A 20,589-nucleotide genomic window follows, 5' to 3' on the forward strand; every position below is an offset into this window, starting at 1 on the left:
GCGGCAGGGGCGCCTACCCCCGGCGGCCCCGTACGTCGCCGGGAACCGGTTCCTTGCGCAGGAACGCGGCGCGCAGCGCGTGGTGCGGCGCGCCCGGGTCGAACAGGACGCGGTGCATGGCGGCCAGTTCCTGGTCGCGGTACGAGGCCAGCGGTTCGGCCGCCTCGTCGCGGGCCCTGTTGGCCTTCTTGACGGCCAGCCGCTGGTGGGTGGCCGGATCCACGGCCAGCGCGGCCGCCAGCTCGGCCACGCGCGGCGCGAACTCGCTCGGCCCGGCGGGCAGCACCCGGTCCACCAGGCCGATGCGGCGCGCGGTGGCCGCGCTCATCGGCTCGGCGTCCCGCATGAGCGCCTCGGTGATCTCCGGGCCGACCCGGCGCGGCAGCGTGTAGGTCCACAGCTCGGAGCCCGGCAGGCCCATCAGCCGGTAGTGCGGATTGAGGACGGTTCCCGCCCTGCACCACACCTCGTCGGCCGCGGCGGCCAGCATGGCGCCGCCCGCCGCGGCGTTGCCGCCGAGCGCGGCGACCACCAGCCGGTCCGTGGTGGTCAAGACCGCCTCGACCACGTCGTCGATCGCCTGGATGTTGGCCCAGCCCTCGGCCGCGGAGTCGCGCGCCGCCTCGATGACGCCGAGGTGGATGCCGTTGGAGAAGAAGTCGCGCGCACCGCCGAGCACCACCACCCGGGTCGGCCTGGTGCAGGCGTACCGGTAGGCGGCCAGCAGCCGTCGGCACTGGACGGTGCTCATCGCGCCGCCGGGAAAGGAGAAGTGGACGTACCCGACGCCGTCCCGCTCCCGGTAGCGGATCTCGGAGTACGTGGAGCGTTCCGGGGCCAGTTCGAGCGGTGCCGGGCGTTCGGGCACGTCGGGCAGCCGCTCGCCCAGCGCCAGCGTGGCGGGCAGTTTGAACGTCGCACGGCCGCCGGGGGCGCGCACGGGGCGCAGTTGGGGGATCCAGACCGCGCCGTCCACCGTGGCCCGGCAGATGGCGCCCGCCCGGGTCGCGACGATCTCTCCGGGGGCGCCGTGCAATTGGTCCTCGAGGTGGCCGCCGTGCAGGTACCACTCGGCGCCCAGCAGTTCGTCGCGCAACCCGGGCTGCGAGTCGGCGGCTCGCAGGGTGCGCAGCACGGCGACCGTCCCGTCCGAGTGCCAGTCGATGCGGCGTTCGGACTGCCGCATGACCGGCCGGACCGTCGGCGTGAGGTCCCGTTGCGAGAGCGGGCGGTGGCTGCCGGTGGCGAACCGGGCCAGTGCGCTGCGGACGGCTTCGAGTGCCGCGTCGGAGACCTCACCGCGGTACAGGTCGCTCTTGGCGACGCCGCTGGGCACCGCGCACTCGGCGGAGGCCCAGATGTCGCCGGCGTCCATCTCCGCCTCGGCCTGGAGCACGGTCACGCCCCAGCGGGTACGCCCCTCGGCGACGGCACGGTCGAGGGAGGAGGGGCCGCGGTCGCCGGGCGGCCCCGGGTGGACGATCAGGCAGGTGTACCGCGACCACACGTCCTCGGGGACGGCTGTCCGCAGCATCGGCGCGACCACCAGCTCCGGCTCGTACCCGGCGACCGCGTGCCGCACGTCGTCGGCGTCGCGCACCACTTCGGTGGCGACGGTGTGCCGGGCGTCGCGCAGTTCGGCCTGTACCCGCTGGGTCAGGCTGTTGAAGGCGCTCGCGATGAGCAGGATCCGCACCACGACCTCCTGGTGGCTGTTGGGTGAGCTGTCGTCAGGTGCCCTGGCGGACACGTTCCTGGGTGGTTCAGCAGATGCGGGGGAGTTGTTCGCCCAGCGGCAGGTCCACGACTCTGCGGCCGCCGAGACCGGTGCGGGCGACGACCATGCCGGGGTGCTCCTCGACGCACTCGCCGATCACGGCGGCTTCGGCCCCCAGGGGTTGGGCGCGCATCGCGGCGAGTACGGCGTCCGCCTCGGCGCGCGGCACGAAGGCGAGGAGCTTGCCCTCGTTCGCGACGTACAGCGGATCGAGGCCCAGCATCGAGCAGGCGTTCGCCACGGCGTCGGGGACCGGCAGCGCACGCTCGTGCAGCTCCACGCCCACCGAGGCGGCCGACGCGATCTCGTTGAGGGCGGCGGCGACACCCCCGCGCGTGGGGTCGCGGAGCACATGCACGTCCCGGGTGACGGCGAGCATGCTCTCCACCAGACCGCCCAGCGCCGCGCAGTCGCTCTCGATGCCGACCTCGAACCGCAGCCCCTCGCGCTTGCTGAGCACCGCCACGCCGTGCGCGCCGATCGCGCCGCTGACCAGCACCACGTCGCCGGGGCGAGCGCGCTGCGGCCGGATGTCGACCCCGTCGGGGATCAACCCGATCCCCGCCGTGTTCAGGTAGACGCCGTCACCGCGCCCCGCCTCCACGACCTTGGTGTCCCCGGTGGCGACCTCCACGCCCGCGGTGCGGGCCGCGGCGCCCAGCGCCTCGGCGATCCGCGCCACCAGGGCGATCTCCACGCCCTCTTCCAGGATGAACCCGCAGGAGAGGTAGGCGGGTCGGGCCCCGCTCATCGCCAGGTCGTTGACCGTGCCGTTGACGGCCAGGTCGCCGATGCTGCCGCCGGGGAAGAACAGCGGCCGCACCACGAAGGAGTCGGTGGAGAAGGCCAGCCGGGCGCCGCCGAGTTCCAGCGCGGCGGAGTCGGCGAGCGCGGACAGCGCCCGGCCCCCGAAAGCCGGGGCGAAGAGGTGCTCCACCAGTTCGGCCGAGAGCGCTCCGCCCCCGCCGTGGCCCATCACGACCCGCCGCTGCCCGCGCAGCGGCGCCGGGCACGTCCAGCCGGAGAAGTCGGGCGCGGGGGAGGGTGCGCCCGCCGCGGGCTCGGCGGTCTCGGTGCTAGTCAACGCTGCTCGCCTCCAGTGGTGCGGTCGTCGTCCCGCCGAGCCGGCGGTAGAGGTAGTAGGCGGCGCAGGCACCCTCGCTGGAGACCATCGTGGCGCCCAGCGGGGTGCGCGGGGTGCAGGTGGTGCCGAACGCCTCGCACTCGTGGGGTTTCAGCAGTCCTTGCAGCACCTCGCCGCTGCGGCAGGCCGCAGGCTCCCTGGTCGTGATCGAGTCCACGGAGAACCGGTACTCCGCGTCCCAGGCGCGGTAGCGGGGCGCCAGCCGCCAGCCGCTGTCCGGGATGACGCCGATGCCGCGCCAGCCGCGGTCGCACGGCGCGAAGACCTGATCCAGCATGGCCCTGGCCGCCGTGTTGCCCCGCGGGACCACCGCGCGCGGGTAGGCGTTCTCGACGGTGTGCCGCCCGCTCTCCAGCTGGTGTACGGCGCGCCGCACGCCCTCCAGGATGTCCAGCGGCTCGAACCCGGTGACGACGATGGGCACCCCGAACCTGTCGGCCAGCGCGGGGTACTCGTCCGTCCCCATGACGCTGCACACGTGCCCCGCGGCGAGGAACGCCTGCACCCGGCACTCCCCGGAGCTCATGATCGCCTCGATGGCGGGCGGCACCCGCACGTGGGAGACGAGCAGGCTGAAGTTGCGCACGTCCTGCTCGGCCGCCTGGTGGACGGCCATGGCGTTGGGCGGAGCCGTGGTCTCGAAACCGATGCCGAAGAAGACCACCTCGCGCTCCGGGTTCTCGCGGGCGATGCGCAGCGCGTCCAGCGGCGAGTAGACGACGCGGACGTCGCCGCCCTCCGACCTGACCTGGAAGAGATCCCGCCCGGTGCCCGGCACCCGCAGCATGTCGCCGAACGAGCAGAAGATGACGTCGGGACGCGAAGCGATCTCCAGCGCCTTGTCGATCAGTTCGAGAGGGGTGACGCAGACCGGGCAGCCGGGCCCGTGGATCAGTTCGAGCCCCTCGGGCAGCAGCTGGTCGATGCCGTGCCGGATGATCGAGTGGGTCTGCCCGCCGCACACCTCCATCAGCGCCCACGGGCGGGTGACGGTGGCGTGGATGTCGTCCAGCAGCCGCTGGGCCAGCTGCGGGTCCTGGAACTCGTCGATGTACTTCACAACCGCACCTCCTGCTGCCCGTTCCGCACGGGCTGCTCGTCCTCGCCCCGCCGGGCCTCCTCGCCCCGCCGCGCGTCGCCCTCGCCGCGCCGGGCCTTCTCGGCCGCCTGCCACGGGTCGCCGAACTCCTCCTCCAGCAGCCCCAGCCCCCGAAAGAGCGCCAGGGTCTGCCGGGCCGACTCCTCGTCCAGCCGCTGCAACGCGAATCCGACGTGCACGATGGTGTACTCGCCGACCCGCAGGTCGGGCAGGTAGGCGAGGCACACCTCCTTGACCACGCCGCCGAAGTCGACGGACGCCATGCGCGTGCCGTCACGTTCCTCGATGTCCAGGACCTTGCCGGGTACCGCCAGGCACATGGGCTCGTTCTCCTCGTTCGACGGTCGGGTCAGTGGGCCGCGACCAGGAGCTGGCCCAGGGCCAGCCCGCCGTCGCCGGGCGGGACGATCCTGTGGCGCAGGACCGTGAAGCCGTCGGCGCGCAACCCGCGCGCACAGGCCTCGGACAGCAGCGCGTTGGCGAACACGCCGCCGGTCAGCGCCACGGTCTCCACCCCGTGCCGCTCGCGGGCCACCGCGCAGACGCGCAGCACCAGCGCGGTGACCGTCGCGTGGAAGCGCGCCGCCATCAGCTCCCGCCCCACACCGGCGCGCAGGTCCGCGACGACGGCGGCCAGCAGCGGAGCCGGATCGGCCGGCAGCGGCCCCGGGCCGCCGTCGGTGGGGGAGCGCAGGTCGAACGCGTAGGCGCCGGGGTCAGGCACGGAGCAGGCCGCAGCAGCGGCCTCCAGTTCGACGGCCGCCTGCGCCTCGTATCCGGCCTGCCCGCACACGCCCGTCAACGCGGACACCGCGTCGAAGAGCCGTCCCATGCTGGAGGTCGGCACGCAGTGCAGGGAGCGCTCCAGCTGCCGCTCCAGTACCCGCAGCTCAGCCGCGGAGCAGCCCGCCACGCACGGCAGGTCCGCGTCCCAGGCCAGCCCCGCGGTCCACAGCTGGGCGAGCGCCATCCGCCAGGGGTGGCGTACGGCGGCGTCACCGCCGGGCAGCGGCGCGTAGCGCAGGTGGGCGAAGCGGAGGGAGCGGTCGTAGTCGGCGAGCAGGAACTCCCCGCCCCAGACCGCGCCGTCGTCCCCGTACCCCGTGCCGTCGAAGGCGACGCCGAGCACGGGGGACGAGCCGTCCAGCCCGTTCTCGGCCATCACCGAGGCGACGTGCGCGTGGTGGTGCTGGACCCGGCGCAGCGGCCGGTCGCCCGCGGCGCCCTCGGCCCACCGGGTGGACCGGTAGCCGGGGTGCGGGTCGGCGGCCAGCAGCTGCGGTGCGACCCCGGTGAGACCGGCCAGATGCCGGCCCGCACGCGCGAACGCGGCCAGGGTGGCCGGATCGTCCATGTCCCCGATGTGGGCCGACAGCCACGCGCGCCGCCCCTCGCCCAACCCCAGGACGTTCTTCAGATCCCCGCCCACGGCCAGCGCGGGTCGTACGGGAACGGGGAGCGGCACCGGCACCGGCGCGTACCCGCGCGAGCGGCGCACCGGCAGCACCTCACCGTCCACGACACGCACCACCGAGTCGTCGCACGGCACGTGGATCGGGCGGTCGTGGGTGAGGAAGGCGTCCGCGAGAGGCGCCAGCCGCTCCAACGCCTCGTCCTCGTCCCAGGCGATGGGCTCGCCCCCCAGGTTGCCGCTGGTCATCACCAGCAGCCGGGGCCCCGGCGGGTCGCCGGGCAGGCCCAGCAGCAGGTGGTGCAGTGGGGTGTAGGGGAGCATGACACCCAGGTCGGGGCTGCCCGGCGCCACGGCGGCGGCGAGGCCGTGCCCCGACTCGGCGAGGCCGTGCCCCGTCCCGGACAGACGTCTGCGCAGCAGCACGATGGGGCGGCGGCTGCCGGTCAGCACGGCCCGCTCGTGCGGGCCGACGGCGGCGAACTCCTCGACGTCGGCGAGGTCGCGGGCCATCACCGCGAACGGCTTGTCCCCGCGCGCCTTGCGCGAGCGCAGCAGCCGCACGCTCCCCTCGTCGGCCGCGTCGCACGCCAGGTGGTAGCCGCCCAGGCCCTTCACGGCGACGACGGCGCCCCGCGCGAGCAGCCGCCGCGCCTCGGCCACCGGATCGCCGCCGTCCTGCGTCCACTCCGCGCCCGTGCCCGGCGCCCGGGGTACCAGCAGCCGCACGCGGGGGCCGCAGTCGTGGCAGGAGACCGGCTGGGCGTGGAAGCGCCGGTCGGCCGGGTCCTCGTACTCGCGGGCACAGCGCTCGCACATCGCGAAGCGCGCCATGGTGGTGTTGGCGCGGTCGTAGGGCAGCCCGGTCACGAGGGTGAAACGGGGCCCGCAATCGGTACAGGTGACGAACGGGTGGCGGTGCCGGCGGTCCGCGGGGTCGGCCAGTTCCCGCAGGCAGGCGTCGCAGGTGGCGGTGTCAGGGGCGACGAGGGTGGGCAGCGCGGACGGCGTACCGCCCGACCGCGAGGCGACGATACGGAACCCGGAGCCGCCCTGCGGCGGCAGCGCCTCGTGCGTGACCGACTCGACCAGCGCCAGCGGCGGCGCCTCGCTCCCCACCCGCTGCCGGAAGGCCGCCACCGCCTCGCGGGCGCCCTCCACCTCGGCCACCACGCCCTCGCCCGTGTTGGTGACGTGTCCTGCCAGCCCCAGCCGCCCGGCCAGGCCGTACACGTACGGGCGGAAGCCCACGCCCTGCACCACGCCCCTGACCAGGACGCGGCTGCGCTCAGCCCCCGACATGCGCGGGAGCGTGCGGATGGCTCAGCCCCTGATCCGGGCCGTGCTCGTGGCTGTGGTCGTGAGCGTGACCGTGCTCGTGTGCGTGCCCGTGCGCCGCCGTACGGCGGTCCATCACCGGGCGGTGGGCGGCGGCACCGTCCGCCACCGCCAAGGCCCGATCCAGCAGCGCGCCGGCGCCTGCCCCGGCCCGCGCCGAGGTGAAGACGACCTCGACACCGGGGTTGACCTGGTGCACGGCGGCCAGGAAGGCGTCACGGTCGAAGCCGACGGCCTCGGCGATGTCCTCCTTGGTGACGAGGACCAACTGCGCCGTACCGAACGCCGTGGGGTACTTCAGCGGCTTGTCCTCGCCCTCGGTGACCGAGGCCAGCACCACGCGCAGCGACTCGCCCAGGTCGTAGGAGGCCGGGCAGACCAGGTTCCCCACGTTCTCCACGAACAGCAGCCGCGTGTCCCGTGGCAGCCAGCCGGTCAGATGCCCGGCGAGCATGTCGGCCTCCAGGTGGCACAGCCCGTCGGTCAGCACCTGCTTGCAGGGCACACCCGAACGGGCCAGGCGCCGCGCGTCGTTCTCGGTGGCCAGGTCGGCGGTCAGCGCGGCCACGGCGACCCCGCGCTCGCGGGCCAGGGCCAACTCGGCCTCCAACAGCGCCGTCTTGCCGCTCCCCGGGCTGGAGAGCAGGTTGACGGTGGCCGTCCCGCGGGCGGCCAGCTCGGCGCGCAGGTGCTCGGCACGGCTGTCGTTGCGGGCCAGCACGGCCTGCTGGAGATCGGTGACGCGGCACATGGGATCACAGCTCCTCGAGGGCTCGGGCGCGCTGCGGGCCCTCGGCCCAGCGCACGGTGGCGATGCCCAGCTCGCGGCCGGACAGCAACCGGGTACGGGAGTCGCCGCACCGCGTGCAGCACAGCCGCGGCGGCACACCCGTGGCCCACTCACGGCGGCAGGACTCGCACCGGGCGCGCCCCGCGACCTGTTCGATGACCAGTTCGGCGCCCGCCAGGACGGTGCCCTCGCAGGCGAGGGAGAAGGAGAAGCGCAGCGCGTCGGGGACCACGCCCGCGAGCTCGCCCACCGACAGCGTCACGTTCTCGACGCCCTCGGCGCCGTGCGCGCGCGCCGCCTCCTCGACCTGGCAGACCACTGCCATCGCGATGGACATCTCGTGCATCGGGCACTTCCCTGCGGTACGGACCGGGCTGCGGCCCGCACCATTACAGGGTCGGCCCGAGCCGCTCCCGCGCCGCCACGCCGCTGCCCTGGCGGGCCGTCCGCCGTTCGGCGGTTTCCCGCGCGCCGCTCGTGTGATGCGCCGTCAGCAGGTCGCCTCCAGCTCGTCCAGCAACCGCAGCACCAGTTCGCAGGCGTCGTCGACGGCGGCCGCCACCGGTGCGCTCAGCCCGATGCCCTCCTCCAGCGTGGCCGGCTCGCAGCCGACGACGAACACGCGCCGCGGTCTGCTGCCGCCGGTACCTTCGCTCAGGGTGTCCAGCAGCGCGAGCACCGTGTCCGGTGACATGTGGTGTCCGTCGACCACGGGCACACCCTCCGGCGCCACCCGGTCGTCCGTGCCGACCTCGATCAGGTGCACCGTCCCCGGCTCGCCGCCCCGGTGGACCGCGTCGACCAGGACGAGAACGGCGCAGCCGTCGAGAACCTGGTAGGCCAGGTGCACCCCCCGTACCCCGATGTCCACCGCCTCGACGTCCGGCGGCAACGCCCGCTTGGCCAGCCGCTGGACGACCTCCACCCCGAAACCGTCGTCACGCAGGAAGATGTTGCCGATCCCCGCGACGAGGATCGGGGCAGCGCGTTCGGCGACGGGACCGTGCACGGGGACGTGCGCGGACTCGTGTCCAGGGTCAACGGGGGCGTTCACGGGGGCTCCAGAGGTGGGGGTGCTCGTACGCGGTAAGGGCGGGCGGGCCCGGCGCGGCCGGATGCCGCGCCGGGCCCCGCGGGGCGGTCAGGGCTGCGCCCCGACCTCAGGCGTGCTGCGGAACGCGGTCCGCGGTCGCCGCTGCCGCGGCCGGCGGGCCGTCATCCGGGTCCGCGTCCTGGGAGACCGGGCGCCAGCGGTCGGGGGCGTGCTGCTCGACCACACCGTGCTCGGCCAGGCCCAGCAGGTGCTTGGCGATGGTGCGGCTCTGGTAGCCGACCCGGGCGGACAGTTCCTCGACGGTCACCCCGTCGGCGCCCGCCTCCTTCACCTCCTGCCAGGTGCGGGCCGCGCTCTGCCCCAACCCGCCGTCGCGTGCGGGCGTGCGGAAGAGCACGCCGAGCGATTCGGGCGCGTGCCCGGGCGCCGGCACGGCCGCGGGCGCCGACGGGGCCGCGCCCATCGGGTCGGAATCCGCTGCGGGCGCCGGTTCGGGGGAGGGCAGGCGGCGTTCGGGCGGGGTCGCGGGTTCGGCCACGGCGGCCTGGGGACGGGCGGCCTCCGGGCCCGGCGCGGTGTCGCCTCCGCGTGCGGGCTCCGGTACCGCGGCCGGGGGCGCACCGGTGGTGGGGGCCGCGGCCGGTGTTCGCGGGCGCGCCGCCGGGACGGCGGCCTCACGGGTGGCCGTCACTCGGACGGCGGGCCCGACCGGGCGGGGCGTGCGGTCGACCTGGCGGTGCCTGCGTCCCCTCTGGCGCTTGCTCATCGCGCGCTCACCTGCCCGAGGGGCCGCCGTGCGGAAAGCTGATCAGGGTGTCGTCGTGCAGTGATCATGTGGGGCTTAACGAAAGAACCGGCCTCAGGTCGATCCGCCGATCGGGGTCAGCCGGGTCCCGCCGTGCTGTTTCTCGGTTCCAGCGAGGTGCGCAGTACGACGGTCTGCAGCGGTTTGGCCGATCCCGCGATGCGCTCCTGCAACAGGGTCGCGGCGGCTTCGCCGAGGTCGTAGGCCGGCAGGTGGACGGTGCTCAGCGACGGGTGCACGAGCGAGGCCCACGGCACGTCGCCGAAGGAGAGGATGCCGAAGCCGGGAGGTGCGACGCCGGCCTCGCGCAGCGCCCGCAGCGCGCCGACCGTCATCAGGTTGTTGGCGATGAACACGGCGTCCGGCGGCACGTCGAGTGCCAGCAGTTCCTTCATCGCCGTGTAGCCGCCCTCCACGCGGAAGTCGGCGTGCCGGGTGTGGGCGCGGATCCACTCGTCGGGCACGTCCGCGTCGCGCAGCGCGGCGCGGTAGCCGGCGAGGCGGTCCTCCGAGGTGGAGGCGCCTGCCGGTCCTGTCACGCAGGCGATGCGCCGGTAGCCGCGCTCGATCAGGTGTGCGGTCGCGTCCTCGGCGCCGTGCTGGTTGTCGACCATCACCGCGTCCACCTCGGCCGCGCGGGGGCGGCGGTCCACCGCGACGACGGGCATGCCCCGCTGGGCCGCCGCCGACAGATCGGTGCGCCTGCGGGAGGCGGCCGCCACCACGAGCCCCGCCATGTGCTCGGCGAGTGCCACATCCAGGTAGCGGCGTTCCTTGTCCACGTCCTCGTCGGTGTTGCACAGGACGACCGAGAGGTTCGTGCGCTGGGCGGCGTCCTCCACCCCACGGGCGAGCGCGGTGAAGAAGGGGTTGGCGATGTCGGGGATGAGCAGCCCGATGACGCTGGCGCGCTGGGTGCGCAGGGAGCGGGCGACCCGGTTGGGGGAGAAGCCGAGCGTGTCGGCCGCCTCGCGTACGCGCTGGGCGCGTTCGGCCGTGACCCGGCCTCCGTTGAAGACGCGCGAGACGGTGGCGGGCGACACCCCGGCGGCACGCGCCACGTCACTGATGGTTGCCACCCGTCTCCTCGCTTCCGGTGTCGGCCCCGTCACCCTACGGGTGAACCCTACTCGGCCTGAAATCGATTTCTCACCCGGCCCCGAAGCGTCGGCGCCCCCGGGACGTCCTCGTCGATGGCCGAGCCGAGCCGAGCCGAGCCGAGCCGAGTCGGGCCGGGCCGGGCCGGTGGAGCCGAGTGAAGCCGAGCCGAGTCGGGGCGGTTCAGGGCAGCAGGCCGTGGCGGCGCGCCGCCGCCACCGCGTGGTGGCGGCTGTGGACGCCCAGCTTGCGGGTGGCGCTGCGCAGGTAGGCCTTGACGGTCTCCGGCTCCAGACAGAGGTACTGGGCGGCCTCGGCGTTGGTGCAGCCGAGGGCGACGTAGGAGAGGACGTCGAGTTCGCGGGCCGACAGGCGCGGACGGCCCGCGGGGCTCGGGTCGGCCTGGCCGCCGTCCGGGGCGGTCTCGGCGCGCAGGAAGCGGTCACAGGCGTGGCGGAGCCGGTCCCGCAGCGCGGTGTCCTCGATCTCGTGCGCGATGCCGCGCAGTTCGGCGTGCAGATCGCGCAGCGCGTCCAGGCGGGGGGACGGCGGGGCCTGGGGCGGGGACTCGGCGGCGGCCTCCAGCAGGCGGACGCGCCGGTCGACCTCGTCCCGTACGGCGAGCTCACCCGCGAGCCGTCGCGCGGTGTCCATCAGCGCGGCGGTGGCCCGTTCGCCCAGTGGCGCGGCGTCGCGGACGGCCGCGTAGAGCACGCCGCGTACGCCGCTGCGCACCGTGACGGGCGCGGCGACGATGGCGCGGATGCCTTCCTGGCGCACCGGATTGTCGTAGTCGTGGGTGATGCTGGTGGCCGGAACGTAGTCGTTGACCGCGAGAGGGCGCTGGTGGGTCAGTACGTAGCCGCCCAGCCCCCGCCCTGCCCCGACGCGCAGCCCGCTCATGGAGTCGGTCAGGGTGCCGGTGAACTCGGTGAGCCGCAGCGTGCCGTCCCCCACCTCGCCGCCGAAGACGCAGCGCACGCCGGTGCGTTGTCTGGCCAGGCGCAGCGCGTGCCGGAAGGCGTCGGCGTCGTGGGGGCGCAGCAGCGGCCGCACGCCCGGTGTTCCGCCGGGCGTGCGGGAGCGGGAGGGGGAACGGTCGGGGGAAGGCAACCTCGACTCCTGGGCTACGGAACGGTGATCACTTCGGTTTCCGCTGGTCTCTCTCGCGTGCCGTGCCCGGCGCCGCCGCGTCCGGCTCGTGAGCCAGCAGCTCGATCGACTTCTCGCGCATCTCCACCTTGCGTATCTTGCCGGTGACGGTCATCGGGAACGCGTCGACGATGTGCACGTGGCGCGGGATCTTGTAGTGGGCCAGCTTCCCCGAACAGAATCCCCGTACGCCGTCGGCCGTCAGGGCCGCCGCGCCCTGACGCATCCGTATCCACGCCATCAGCTCCTCACCGTAGCGCTCGTCCGGCACGCCGACGACCTGTGCGTCGAGAACGTCCGGGTGGGTGTGGAGGAACTCCTCTATCTCGCGCGGGTAGATGTTCTCCCCGCCGCGGATGACCATGTCCTTGATGCGTCCGGTCACGCTGACGTACCCGTCCTCGTCCATCACCGCGAGGTCGCCGGTGTGCATCCAGCGGGCCGCGTCGATGACCGCGGCGCTCGCCTCTGGCTGCTCCCAGTATCCGAGCATCACCGAGTAGCCGCGGGTGCACAGTTCGCCGGGCTCGCCGCGCGGCAGGCACCGGCCCGTCGCCGGGTCGACGACCTTCACCTCCAGGTGCGGGCCGACGCGCCCGACGGTGGAGACCCGCCGCTGGAGCGAGTCGTCCGCGCGGGTCTGGGTGGAGACGGGGGAGGTCTCCGTCATGCCGTAGCAGATGGACACCTCGGCCATTCCCATCCGGTCGATGACCTGCTTCATCACCTCGACCGGGCACGGCGATCCGGCCATGATGCCGGTGCGCAGGCTGCCGAGGTCCCAGGAGGCGAAGTCGGGTTCGGCCAGCTGCGCGATGAACATCGTCGGCACTCCGTACAGGGAGGTGCACCGCTCCTCCTGGACCGCGCGCAGAGTCGTCCTCGCCTCGAAGGCGGGGGACGGGATCACCATGCAGGCGCCGTGGCTGGTGGCGGCCAGATTGCCCATCACCATGCCGAAGCAGTGGTAGAAGGGCACCGGCAGGCAGATGCGGTCGGCCTCGGTGTAGCCGCACAGTTCGCCGACGAAGTAGCCGTTGTTGAGGATGTTGTGGTGGGAGAGGGTGGCGCCCTTGGGGAAGCCGGTGGTGCCCGAGGTGTACTGGATGTTGATGGGGTCGTCGGCGGAGAGGGTGGCGGCGATGGAGTCGAGGGTCCGGCGGGCGTACTCGGGTCCCTGTGCCCGGCCCCGGGCGACCAGATCCGCCCAGTCACCCGCCGGCCGCGAAGCCGAGGTGCCCGTACCGCCGTCCGCCGGCTGCGCCGCCGAGGTGCCCGTACCGCCGATCAGGACGACGTCGGTCAGATCGGGGCACTCGGGGCGCACCTGTTCGATCATCGCCGCGTAGTCGGAGCCCTTGTGTGCGGCGGCGGCGACCAGCGTGCGGACGCCGGCCTGCTGGAGGACGTACGCCAACTCGTGCACCCGGTAGGCGGGGTTCACGTTGACGAGGATCGCGCCCAGCTTCGCCGTGGCGTACTGGGTCAGCGTCCACTCCGGGCAGTTGGGCGCCCAGATGCCCACCCGCTCGCCCTTGCGCACGCCGAGACCGTGCAGGCCGAGTGCGAGCGCGTCCACGTCGGCGGCGAAGTCGCGGTAGGTCCAGCGGCGGCCGCCCGCCACGTCGACCAGCGCCTCCCTGTCCCCGTGCGCCGCGACGGCCAGCGCCAGGTTCTCCCCGATGGTGTCGCCCAGCAGCGGGCTCTTCGACGGCCCCGAGGCGTAGCTGCGTGCGGGGCCGTCCGGCCGGCGCTGACGCTGCGCTGCGGGGGCACTCTGCGGAACGGATGCGGGCACGGGCGGCCTCCACGGTGGTCCGTCGGGTGTCGTGGGTCACACGTACCGGCAGCGGCGCGGTGCGCGCTACCCCTCACCGGGGGTAGCGCGGACCCGGCAGCCCCTGGCCGCGGGTACCTGCTCGCGCACCGGGGCGGGTATCTGCTCGCGCACCGCGCCCCGATGGTCTTGGCTGGCGTCCATGAGAATCGTCGTGACCACACCCACCGGACGTGTCGGCTCCCGTGTCGTCCGCCTGCTCCTCCAATCAGGGGAGCGGCCCACCCTGCTGGCGCGGGACCCCGCCCGGCTGCCCGACCGGGTACGTGAGCGCGCCGAGGTGGTCCGCTGCGACCAGGGCGACGGCGATGCCGTGGTGCGGGCGACCGAGGGCGCGGACGCGCTGTTCTGGGTGGACCCGCCCACCGGCGACGAGGACCCGGTCGAGGGATACGCCCGGATGGGCGCCAACGCGGCGCGCGCGGTGCGCGAGAACGGCATCGGCCGCACCGTCTTCCTCAGCAGCGGCGGCGCCGAGAAGCGCTCGGGTGCCGGGGAGATCGACGGGCTCGGCCGCACGGAGGAGATGCTGAACGCGACCGGCGCGCACGTGCTCCATCTGCGGTGCGGCTACTTCTACACGAACCTGCTCTTCGAGGTGGAGACGCTGCGCACCGAGGGCGTGCTGCGCACCACGCTGCCGCTGGACCATCCGCTGCCGTGGGTGGACCCACGCGACATCGGGGACGTCGCGGCGGCCCGCCTGCTGTCACCGGGATGGACGGGGCAGCACACTCAGGGAGTGCACGGCCCGGCGGACCTGACCTGGGCCGAGGCCGCCGCGATCCTCACCGAGTCCGTGGGCCGCCCAGTGCGGGCCGAGCGCATCTCGGACGACGAACTGCGCGCCGGGCTGCGGGCCGCGGGGCTCGGGTCCCGGCAGGTCGAGGGGGTCGTGGGGATGTCGGCCTGGATGCGCGACGGCTTCACGCCCGAGGACGCCCGCACCCTGCTGACCACGACGCCGACCACCCTGGGGTCCTGGGCCTGGGAGCACCTGCGTCCGCTGCTGTGATCCCGGGCGCGGCTCCTCACCGCGGGGTGCGCACCGTCCCTGAACGGCGGCTCGCGGGCCGTCATGAGCGTGCAGAAATGTACGCAAATGGGAGAATCGGCATGACGGGGCGCGCTCGCCCTGGCGACGCGACAGACGGACAGGGACAAGGAGAGCTGGGTGGTCGGCCCCGCGGTTGCACAGGTCAGAGTGCCGTACGTGGCGCCACCGCTGCTTCTGCTCGGGGGCGTGGCGGCGGACCTCTTCGCGCCCCAGCCGTACTACGGACTGCCGCTGCTGGCCTGCACCTCGATGGTGGCGGGCATGGTGTACTCCTTCCGGATCAGCGCCCTGTTCGGGTTCGCCGCCTGCGCGGGTGCCGCCGCGTCCGCCGGGTACACGGGCCGGGAGTACTCCGCGCTCTTCACGGACGTGGCCGCCGTGCTGGTCGTCAGCCTGGTCGGCCTGTGGATCAAATGGCTCGTGGACCGCCAGGGGCACAACCTCGCCGTGGCGCTGACCGTCGCCGAGGCGGCGCAGCGCGCCGTCCTGCCCGCTCCCCCCACCGACGTGGGGCCGCTGACCGTGGCCGACCGCTACGTGGCGGCACAGGCCGGGGCCGCGATCGGGGGTGACCTGTACGCGATCCAGGAGACGCCGTTCGGTATCAGGGCGCTGATCGGTGATGTGCGGGGCAAGGGGCTGCGAGCCGTCTCCGCCGTCTCGGTCGCGGTCGGCGCCTTCCGCGAGGCGGCCGAGCACGCGCCGACCCTGCACGAGCTGGCCGACCGGCTCGACCGCGCCCTGGACCGCGAGGGCGGGCGGCGCAGGAACTCCGAGGACGACATCGAGGGGTTCGTCACCGCGCTGCTGGTCCAGATCCCGCCCAGCGGTGACACGGTCACCGTGCTCAACCGGGGGCATCCGCCGCCCTACCTGCTGCACGACGGGGCGGTCGTGTGTCTCGAGCCGACGCATCCGGAGTTGCCGCTTTCCACTGGTCTGGGCCCTTCCCGCGGTTCGCCTGTGGAGGAGACGTTTCCGCTCGCACCGCGGGACTCTCTGGTGCTCGTCACCGACGGCGTGACGGAGGCCAGGAATCCGGACGGTGCCTTTTTCGACGTGCCGCGAGGGCTGGGGGGCACGGGGCTGCGGGAGGCGGATGAACTGGCGGAGGCGCTGGTCAAGGCCGTGACCGAGTGGACGGGAGGCCAGCGCCAGGACGACATGGCGGTGCTGGTGCTCACCCGCGGCGAGTGACGCTCCCGACTTCCGGATGTGCGCGACGTCTTGACGGTGCATGGCCAGTGACTAAAGTCTAGACCAATCGGATGCCCCCACCGAGGCCGGCACGGTCGTGCCGTACCAGCCTCGCCGCCGGAGGAGTTGACATGCACAAGAAAAGGAAGCTGGCCGCGTTCATCGGTGCCGGACTCTCCCCGCTGTTCGCCCTCGGGCTCACCGCTACCCCGGCGAGCGCCCACGGCTACATCAGCGACCCCGCCAGCCGTCAGGCGCAGTGCGCCGAAGGCGTCGTCGAGTGCGGATCCATCAAGTACGAGCCGCAGAGCGTCGAGGGCCCCAAGGGGCTCCAGGACTGCGCGGGCGGCAACGAGTCGTACGCCGAACTGCGCGACGACAACAAGGGCTGGAACGTCGCCGACGTCGGCAAGTCCGCGACCTTCAACTGGAAGCTGACCGCCGCCCACCGCACCACCACCTGGCAGTACTTCATCGACGGTCAGCAGATCGCCGAGTTCGACCAGGGCGGGGAGCAGCCCCCCTCCCAGCTCTCGCACGACGTGGACTTCGGGAGCTTCTCCGGCCGGCAGACCGTCCTGGCGGTCTGGAACGTCGCCGACACCGACAACGCGTTCTACGCCTGCGTCGACGTCAACATCGGCTGAGGCCGGCTGAGCCCCCCGCAGGAGAGCGCCCCCTGTCCCGCCGCGTCAGCGAGGCAGGGGGCGCTGCGCGTGCACGTGCGGGCCACCGCGCCACGGCCGGGTCCCCGGGCAGGGCCGCGCCGGTGCCGCCTCGTCAGAGCCCGTACAGCCGGCGCGCGGTACCTCCCGCGATCATCGCCGTCACCGACTCGGCGTCGCTTCGTGACCACGCGCCGCGCCCCACCCACTCGGACGTCAGCCGCGTCATGGCCTCGCGGAAGAGCTGGGCGCCCACCAGGTACAGCTCGGGGAGACCGTAGGCGTCGGTGGAGAACAGGAGCTTCCCGAACGGGGTCAGCTCCAGCAGCTCGGCGAGAACGGCGTGGGCGCGGGCACCCGTGTGGGAGAGGGTGAGGCCGAAGTCGGCGTAGACGTGGGGGAAGACGGCCGCCAGATACCCTGCGCCGCGGTGGTACGGGTAGCAGTGCAGCAGTACGAGCGGGGTTCCGTAGGGCGCGGTCGCGCGGATGAAGTCGGTCAGCAGCAGCGGGTCGCAGTGGTCGAGCCGCAGGTCGGGGTCGCCGAAGCCGGTGTGCAACTGGAGCGGCAGCCCCGTGCGTACCGCCGCCCACAGCAGGTGGCGCTCCAGCACCGGATCGCTCAACCGGCCGCCCGCAGCCCGCGTGCTCAGCCAGCGGTCGGCGGACGCGTGGACCCGGGAGGCGCCCGGGGGTGAGGGCTCCACGTCGAGGCCGCAGCGGTAGGCGACGACCGACTTGAAGCCCCGCGCCGTCCGCGCGGCCTCGCGGATCCCCTCGGCGACCTCGCCGAGGAAGGCGTGGGTGTCGCGCGCCGTGTCCGCCGCACGTTCGGCCAGTCGTTCGAGCCGCACGATCTCGTGCGCCTCCCCGGCCGACGTCTCGGCCAGCTCCCCGGGCGTGAGCAGGGGCCCTGGCAGCCCCGTGTCGACGAGGAACGCGGAGATACCGCCGGCCCGCAGCAGCCGCCCCGTCACCTCCCCCGTTCCCAGCTCGGCACGGCGTTCGAGGTAGGCCTCGGGGCGGCAGTGCGGTTCCAGTCCGAGGACGGGCGCGCACCACCGGCGTACGGCGAAACCCAACTGCGTGTCGAAATAGCTGAAGGGCGCACAGGACCCCCGGCCGCCGTCGGAGCCGCCGTCGGGGCCGCTGGGCACGTGGGCCTCCGTCAGATATCCCTCGAACGAGGTACGGCCGGGTCCGGCCCGCAGTACCCCGTGGCAGTGCTGGTCGACCAGCGGTGGGAAGGACGGGAAGGAGGGAAGGGGCGGTGGGGAGAGAGCGGACGCCGGCGGCTCGTCCGGCGCGGACGAAGGGCGTGGGTGCTGCCCTGGCGCGGCCACTCAGTACCTCCCCCGGGTGGCGGCGGCGAGCTCCTGGTCGCTCGCCCCCTCGAAGAGGGCGATCTCGCCCTCGCGTACCGCGCGCACGGCCCCGAACAGCGGCTCGCCCAGCGCGGTGCGCAGGACCTCGGACGCGGCGAAGTGCCGCAGCGCCTCGTCGAGCGAACCGGGCAGGCGGGGCGGTGCCTGCTGTGGCGCGGCGTGCGCCGGGTCGCCGCGCACCGGCTCCGGCAGCCGGGGCCCTTCGTCCCCGGAGAGCTCCGCGAGGCCCGCCAGGCCCGCCGCGAGGACGCCGCCCGCCAGCAGGTACGGGTTCGCGGCCGCGTCCACGCACTTCACCTCGGCGTTGGCGCAGTGCGGAGCGTGCCGCGTCCCGGCGACGAAGCGGAGGGCCGCCTCCCGGTTCTCCAGCCCCCAGCACTGGTAGGCCCCCGCCCAGCGCGAGGGCCGCAGCCGCAGATAGCTGGCCGGTGTCGGCGCCCCCAGCGCCAGCAGCGCGGGCAGCTCGCGGAACACCCCGGCCAGGAACGCCTCACAGGAGCGCGTCATGCCGAACGGCCCCTCGCCGCCCGCGCACAGGTTCCGCCCCTCCCGCCACAGGCTCAGGTGCAGGTGTCCGCCGCTGCCCACCCCGGCCGGATCCACCACGGGGCCGAACATGGCGGTCAGACCGTGCCGCAGGGAGACCGCGCGCACCGTCTCGCGCACCAGTACGGCCAGGTCCGCCGCGCCCACCGGATCGGACGGCGCCACCGACACCTCGAACTGGCCGGGCGCGTACTCCGGATGGATCTGGAGCACCTCGACGCCCTGCGCGGTGAGGGCCGAGAGCACCTCCCGCAGATAGTCGGAGGTCTCCGCCAGCCGGGCCATGCCGTAGGCGGGGCCCGTGGTCGGATACGCCGGCTCACCGGCCGCGTCCGGCAGCGGGCCGCGGGTGACCACCCACTCCGTCTCGAAGCCCATCCGCAGCTCGATCCCGTGTTCGTCCCCGGCCCGTTCGGCCATCCGCCGCGCGAACCCCCGCTGGCAGCCGGCGTACGGGGTGCCGTCCTGCTCGTACCGCGCGGCCGGGGCCCAGGCCCAGCCCGGCTGCGCGGCCAGCACCGTCAGCCGCTCGGGATCCGGCACCAGCCGCAGGTCGCCGTCGGGGCCGCCGATGTGCGGGCTGTCCGTCATGGAGTCGTCGACGAGGTAGACGTCGAAGCAGGGCGACATGCCGACCCCCGCGGTGAGCGCCTGCCCGAGCCGGCTCGCCGGTACGGCCTTGACGCGGGTGAGCCCCGCGTTGTCCACCCAGGTGAGCGCGATCCCGTGCGCCCCGGCGCGGACCAGCCGTGCCGCGGCGGCCTGCGCCTGCTCCTGTGCGCGCCCGGCTTCCTGCACGCCCCCGCCCTCCTGCGCCCGCCCGCCCTCCTGCGGGCTTTCCCCGTGCTCCGCCGGGTCCTCCGTACCCGCTGCCGGGCCTGCCGTCGTCCCCGTTGCCGTGCCCGCGTGCTGCGGCGGTGTCCGCCGTGTGGTTCCCATGCAGCAGGCTCTTACTCCCCGTTCGCGATCTGGGCAAGTCGGCGCACATCGCCCGGCGGACCGTTCCACGAGGGTCCTGGCAGCGCCCCGGCAGGGGTTTGGGATGTGCCAAAGGCAAGAAGCCTTGGCACGACGTGCCTGACTTCAGGGCGAGTTGGGCAGTACCCCCTGTGAGGCCACATCGGAGCGGGGAGGGAAACTTGGAAGGTGGCGAGACCTATGCGGCTACGGTACGGGAGAAGTGGTATGCGCATCAGTGACGTCTCTGGCGGTGAGCCGACCGCCAGAGACGCCGAGCAGGACGGCAGAGAGGACGGGGCCGCCGCGTCGCCCGCGGTTCCCCGGAAGGTGCTGGGCATCCGGCTGCGGAGGCTGCGCGAGTCGCAGTACATATCGCGCCGCGAGGCGGCCGAGGCCATCCGGGTCACGAACAGGAAGATCGAGGATCTGGAGCACGGGCGCACGGGCTGCGCGCTGCGCGACGTCGCGGACCTGCTCACCATCTACGGCGTGACCGACGAGAGCGAGCGCGCCGTGCTGACCGCGCTCGCACAGCAGGCCAACACGCCCGGCTGGTGGCAGGCCTTCCAGGGCGTCGTCCCCTCGTGGCTGCACACCTACATCGGTCTGGAGCAGGCGGCCGGCGTCATCCGCACCTACGAGGTGCAGTTCGTGCCCGGCCTCCTCCAGACCCGGGAGTACGCGCGCGCCGTCATCGAACTGGCACACGACGAGGAGCCGGAGGCCGCGGTCCAGCGGCGCGTGGACCTGCGCATGCGGCGCCAGCAGATCCTCTTCGGGCCCCGTTCCCCCCGCGTGTGGGCCGTCATCGACGAGGCCGCGCTCCGCCGCCCCGTCGGGGGAGCGGCCGTGATGCGCGCCCAGCTGCGGCACCTGTCGGCGATGAGCGAGCAGCCACACGTCACCGTCCAGATCATGCCGTTCAGCGCGGGCGGACACGCGGCAGCGGGTGGCCCCGTCACGCTGCTGCGGCTGCCCGAGAGTGAACTGCCCGACGTCGTCTACCTGGAGCAGCTCGACTCGGCCAGCTATCTGGAGGACGAGGCCGACATCGAGGCCTACCGCCGGGTCACCGACCGCCTGGTGACCCGCTCGCTTCCCCCGGCCGAGACCCGCGGTCTGCTGCGCCGGATCGCCGCCGAACTCCCCGACACCGAGCCCACCGCCACCCTGGCCGGACACTTCCCGGTCCACTAGCCGTCCGGCGCACCGCCGGCTTCCGCCCGGAGCGGTCGCCACTGGCGACGATCGGTCCCGCAACGACGACGGCGACCG

The 20,589-nt window shown here is 73.9% G+C and carries 18 protein-coding genes; 4 read left to right on the forward strand and 14 right to left on the reverse strand.

Annotated elements, in window-relative coordinates; all coding sequences use genetic code 11:
- Nucleotides 1–13: 13 nt before the first annotated feature.
- The 12 genes from DTL70_RS25895 to DTL70_RS25950 form a co-directional block, all read right to left on the reverse strand.
- A complete protein-coding gene (locus tag DTL70_RS25895) occupies nt 14–1,696 on the reverse strand; it encodes a hydrogenase maturation protein (protein ID WP_114024462.1) in 1,683 nt (560 codons plus the stop codon).
- Nucleotides 1,697–1,763: 67 nt separating this feature from the next.
- Entirely contained in the window at nt 1,764–2,753 is a 990-nt protein-coding gene (gene hypE, locus DTL70_RS25900; RefSeq protein WP_114024463.1) for a hydrogenase expression/formation protein HypE, read from the reverse strand.
- Nucleotides 2,754–2,853: 100 nt separating this feature from the next.
- Nucleotides 2,854–3,981 (reverse strand): hydrogenase formation protein HypD, encoded by a 1,128-nt coding sequence (gene hypD / locus DTL70_RS25905; protein ID WP_114024424.1) that lies wholly within the window; start codon nt 3,979–3,981, stop codon nt 2,854–2,856.
- Nucleotides 3,978–4,340, reverse strand: coding sequence for a HypC/HybG/HupF family hydrogenase formation chaperone (locus DTL70_RS25910; protein ID WP_114024425.1), 363 nt, complete (start codon nt 4,338–4,340; stop codon nt 3,978–3,980). Before DTL70_RS25910 ends, hypD begins: the two co-directional genes overlap by 4 nt.
- 29 nt (nt 4,341–4,369) lie before the next feature.
- On the reverse strand, nt 4,370–6,733 hold the full coding sequence (gene hypF, locus DTL70_RS25915; protein ID WP_114024426.1) for a carbamoyltransferase HypF: 2,364 nt from the start codon (nt 6,731–6,733) through the stop codon (nt 4,370–4,372).
- Nucleotides 6,720–7,520 (reverse strand): hydrogenase nickel incorporation protein HypB, encoded by an 801-nt coding sequence (gene hypB, locus DTL70_RS25920; protein WP_114024427.1) that lies wholly within the window; start codon nt 7,518–7,520, stop codon nt 6,720–6,722. Before hypB ends, hypF begins: the two co-directional genes overlap by 14 nt.
- A 4-nt stretch (nt 7,521–7,524) precedes the next feature.
- Nucleotides 7,525–7,905, reverse strand: a complete 381-nt coding sequence (hypA, locus tag DTL70_RS25925) for a hydrogenase maturation nickel metallochaperone HypA (RefSeq protein WP_114024428.1) — start codon at nt 7,903–7,905, stop codon at nt 7,525–7,527.
- 144 nt (nt 7,906–8,049) lie between these two features.
- On the reverse strand, nt 8,050–8,568 hold the full coding sequence (locus tag DTL70_RS25930; protein WP_425470409.1) for a hydrogenase maturation protease: 519 nt from the start codon (nt 8,566–8,568) through the stop codon (nt 8,050–8,052).
- Nucleotides 8,569–8,719: 151 nt separating this feature from the next.
- Complete coding sequence (locus tag DTL70_RS25935) at nt 8,720–9,379, reverse strand: hypothetical protein (protein ID WP_114024429.1); 660 nt, start codon at nt 9,377–9,379, stop codon at nt 8,720–8,722.
- 116 nt (nt 9,380–9,495) lie between these two features.
- The gene (locus tag DTL70_RS25940; RefSeq protein ID WP_114024430.1) at nt 9,496–10,497 is read right to left on the reverse strand and encodes a LacI family DNA-binding transcriptional regulator; all 1,002 of its coding nucleotides are present in this window, start codon (nt 10,495–10,497) and stop codon (nt 9,496–9,498) included.
- Between the two features lie 202 nt (nt 10,498–10,699).
- A complete protein-coding gene (locus tag DTL70_RS25945; RefSeq protein ID WP_245979752.1) occupies nt 10,700–11,629 on the reverse strand; it encodes a helix-turn-helix transcriptional regulator in 930 nt (309 codons plus the stop codon).
- A 28-nt stretch (nt 11,630–11,657) separates the two neighbouring features.
- Nucleotides 11,658–13,466, reverse strand: a complete 1,809-nt coding sequence (locus tag DTL70_RS25950) for an AMP-binding protein (protein WP_114024431.1) — start codon at nt 13,464–13,466, stop codon at nt 11,658–11,660.
- Between the two features lie 181 nt (nt 13,467–13,647).
- Between DTL70_RS25950 and DTL70_RS25955 the strand changes: the two genes are divergently transcribed.
- From DTL70_RS25955 to DTL70_RS25965, 3 genes are all read left to right on the forward strand, one after another.
- Nucleotides 13,648–14,520, forward strand: a complete 873-nt coding sequence (locus tag DTL70_RS25955; RefSeq protein ID WP_114024432.1) for an NAD(P)H-binding protein — start codon at nt 13,648–13,650, stop codon at nt 14,518–14,520.
- 198 nt (nt 14,521–14,718) lie between these two features.
- On the forward strand, nt 14,719–15,759 hold the full coding sequence (locus DTL70_RS25960; RefSeq protein WP_245979754.1) for a PP2C family protein-serine/threonine phosphatase: 1,041 nt from the start codon (nt 14,719–14,721) through the stop codon (nt 15,757–15,759).
- 131 nt (nt 15,760–15,890) lie between these two features.
- Nucleotides 15,891–16,406 carry a lytic polysaccharide monooxygenase auxiliary activity family 9 protein gene (locus tag DTL70_RS25965; protein WP_114017985.1) on the forward strand — a complete coding sequence of 172 codons (516 nt, stop codon included), beginning with the start codon at nt 15,891–15,893 and terminating at the stop codon, nt 16,404–16,406.
- 133 nt (nt 16,407–16,539) lie between these two features.
- On the opposite strand, the gene DTL70_RS25970 is transcribed toward DTL70_RS25965, so the two are convergent.
- Complete coding sequence (locus DTL70_RS25970) at nt 16,540–17,661, reverse strand: amidohydrolase family protein (protein ID WP_245979765.1); 1,122 nt, start codon at nt 17,659–17,661, stop codon at nt 16,540–16,542.
- Between the two features lie 105 nt (nt 17,662–17,766).
- A complete protein-coding gene (locus tag DTL70_RS25975) occupies nt 17,767–19,293 on the reverse strand; it encodes a type I glutamate--ammonia ligase (protein WP_114024435.1) in 1,527 nt (508 codons plus the stop codon).
- A 246-nt stretch (nt 19,294–19,539) separates the two neighbouring features.
- Here DTL70_RS25975 and DTL70_RS25980 point away from each other — a divergent pair, with 246 nt between their 5' ends.
- Nucleotides 19,540–20,511: a helix-turn-helix domain-containing protein gene (locus tag DTL70_RS25980; RefSeq protein ID WP_114024436.1), complete on the forward strand. Its 972-nt coding sequence runs from the start codon at nt 19,540–19,542 to the stop codon at nt 20,509–20,511.
- The last annotated feature ends 78 nt before the right edge of the window (nt 20,512–20,589 follow it).

The sequence above is a fragment of the Streptomyces diacarni genome (assembly GCF_003323715.1).
Lineage (GTDB): Bacteria > Actinomycetota > Actinomycetes > Streptomycetales > Streptomycetaceae > Streptomyces > Streptomyces diacarni.

Excerpts from the sequence above, each read along its gene's own strand:
- hypE (WP_114024463.1), bottom strand. The coding sequence starts at position 2,753 with ATGGGCCACGGCGGGGGCGGAGCGCTCTCGGCCGAACTGGTGGAGCAC.
- DTL70_RS25910 (WP_114024425.1), bottom strand. The coding sequence starts at position 4,340 with ATGTGCCTGGCGGTACCCGGCAAGGTCCTGGACATCGAGGAACGTGAC.
- hypF (WP_114024426.1), bottom strand. The coding sequence starts at position 6,733 with ATGTCGGGGGCTGAGCGCAGCCGCGTCCTGGTCAGGGGCGTGGTGCAG.
- hypB (WP_114024427.1), bottom strand. The coding sequence starts at position 7,520 with ATGTGCCGCGTCACCGATCTCCAGCAGGCCGTGCTGGCCCGCAACGAC.
- hypA (WP_114024428.1), bottom strand. The coding sequence starts at position 7,905 with ATGCACGAGATGTCCATCGCGATGGCAGTGGTCTGCCAGGTCGAGGAG.
- DTL70_RS25935 (WP_114024429.1), bottom strand. The coding sequence starts at position 9,379 with ATGAGCAAGCGCCAGAGGGGACGCAGGCACCGCCAGGTCGACCGCACG.
- DTL70_RS25955 (WP_114024432.1), top strand. The coding sequence starts at position 13,648 with ATGAGAATCGTCGTGACCACACCCACCGGACGTGTCGGCTCCCGTGTC.
- DTL70_RS25965 (WP_114017985.1), top strand. The coding sequence starts at position 15,891 with ATGCACAAGAAAAGGAAGCTGGCCGCGTTCATCGGTGCCGGACTCTCC.
- DTL70_RS25975 (WP_114024435.1), bottom strand. The coding sequence starts at position 19,293 with ATGGGAACCACACGGCGGACACCGCCGCAGCACGCGGGCACGGCAACG.
- DTL70_RS25980 (WP_114024436.1), top strand. The coding sequence starts at position 19,540 with ATGCGCATCAGTGACGTCTCTGGCGGTGAGCCGACCGCCAGAGACGCC.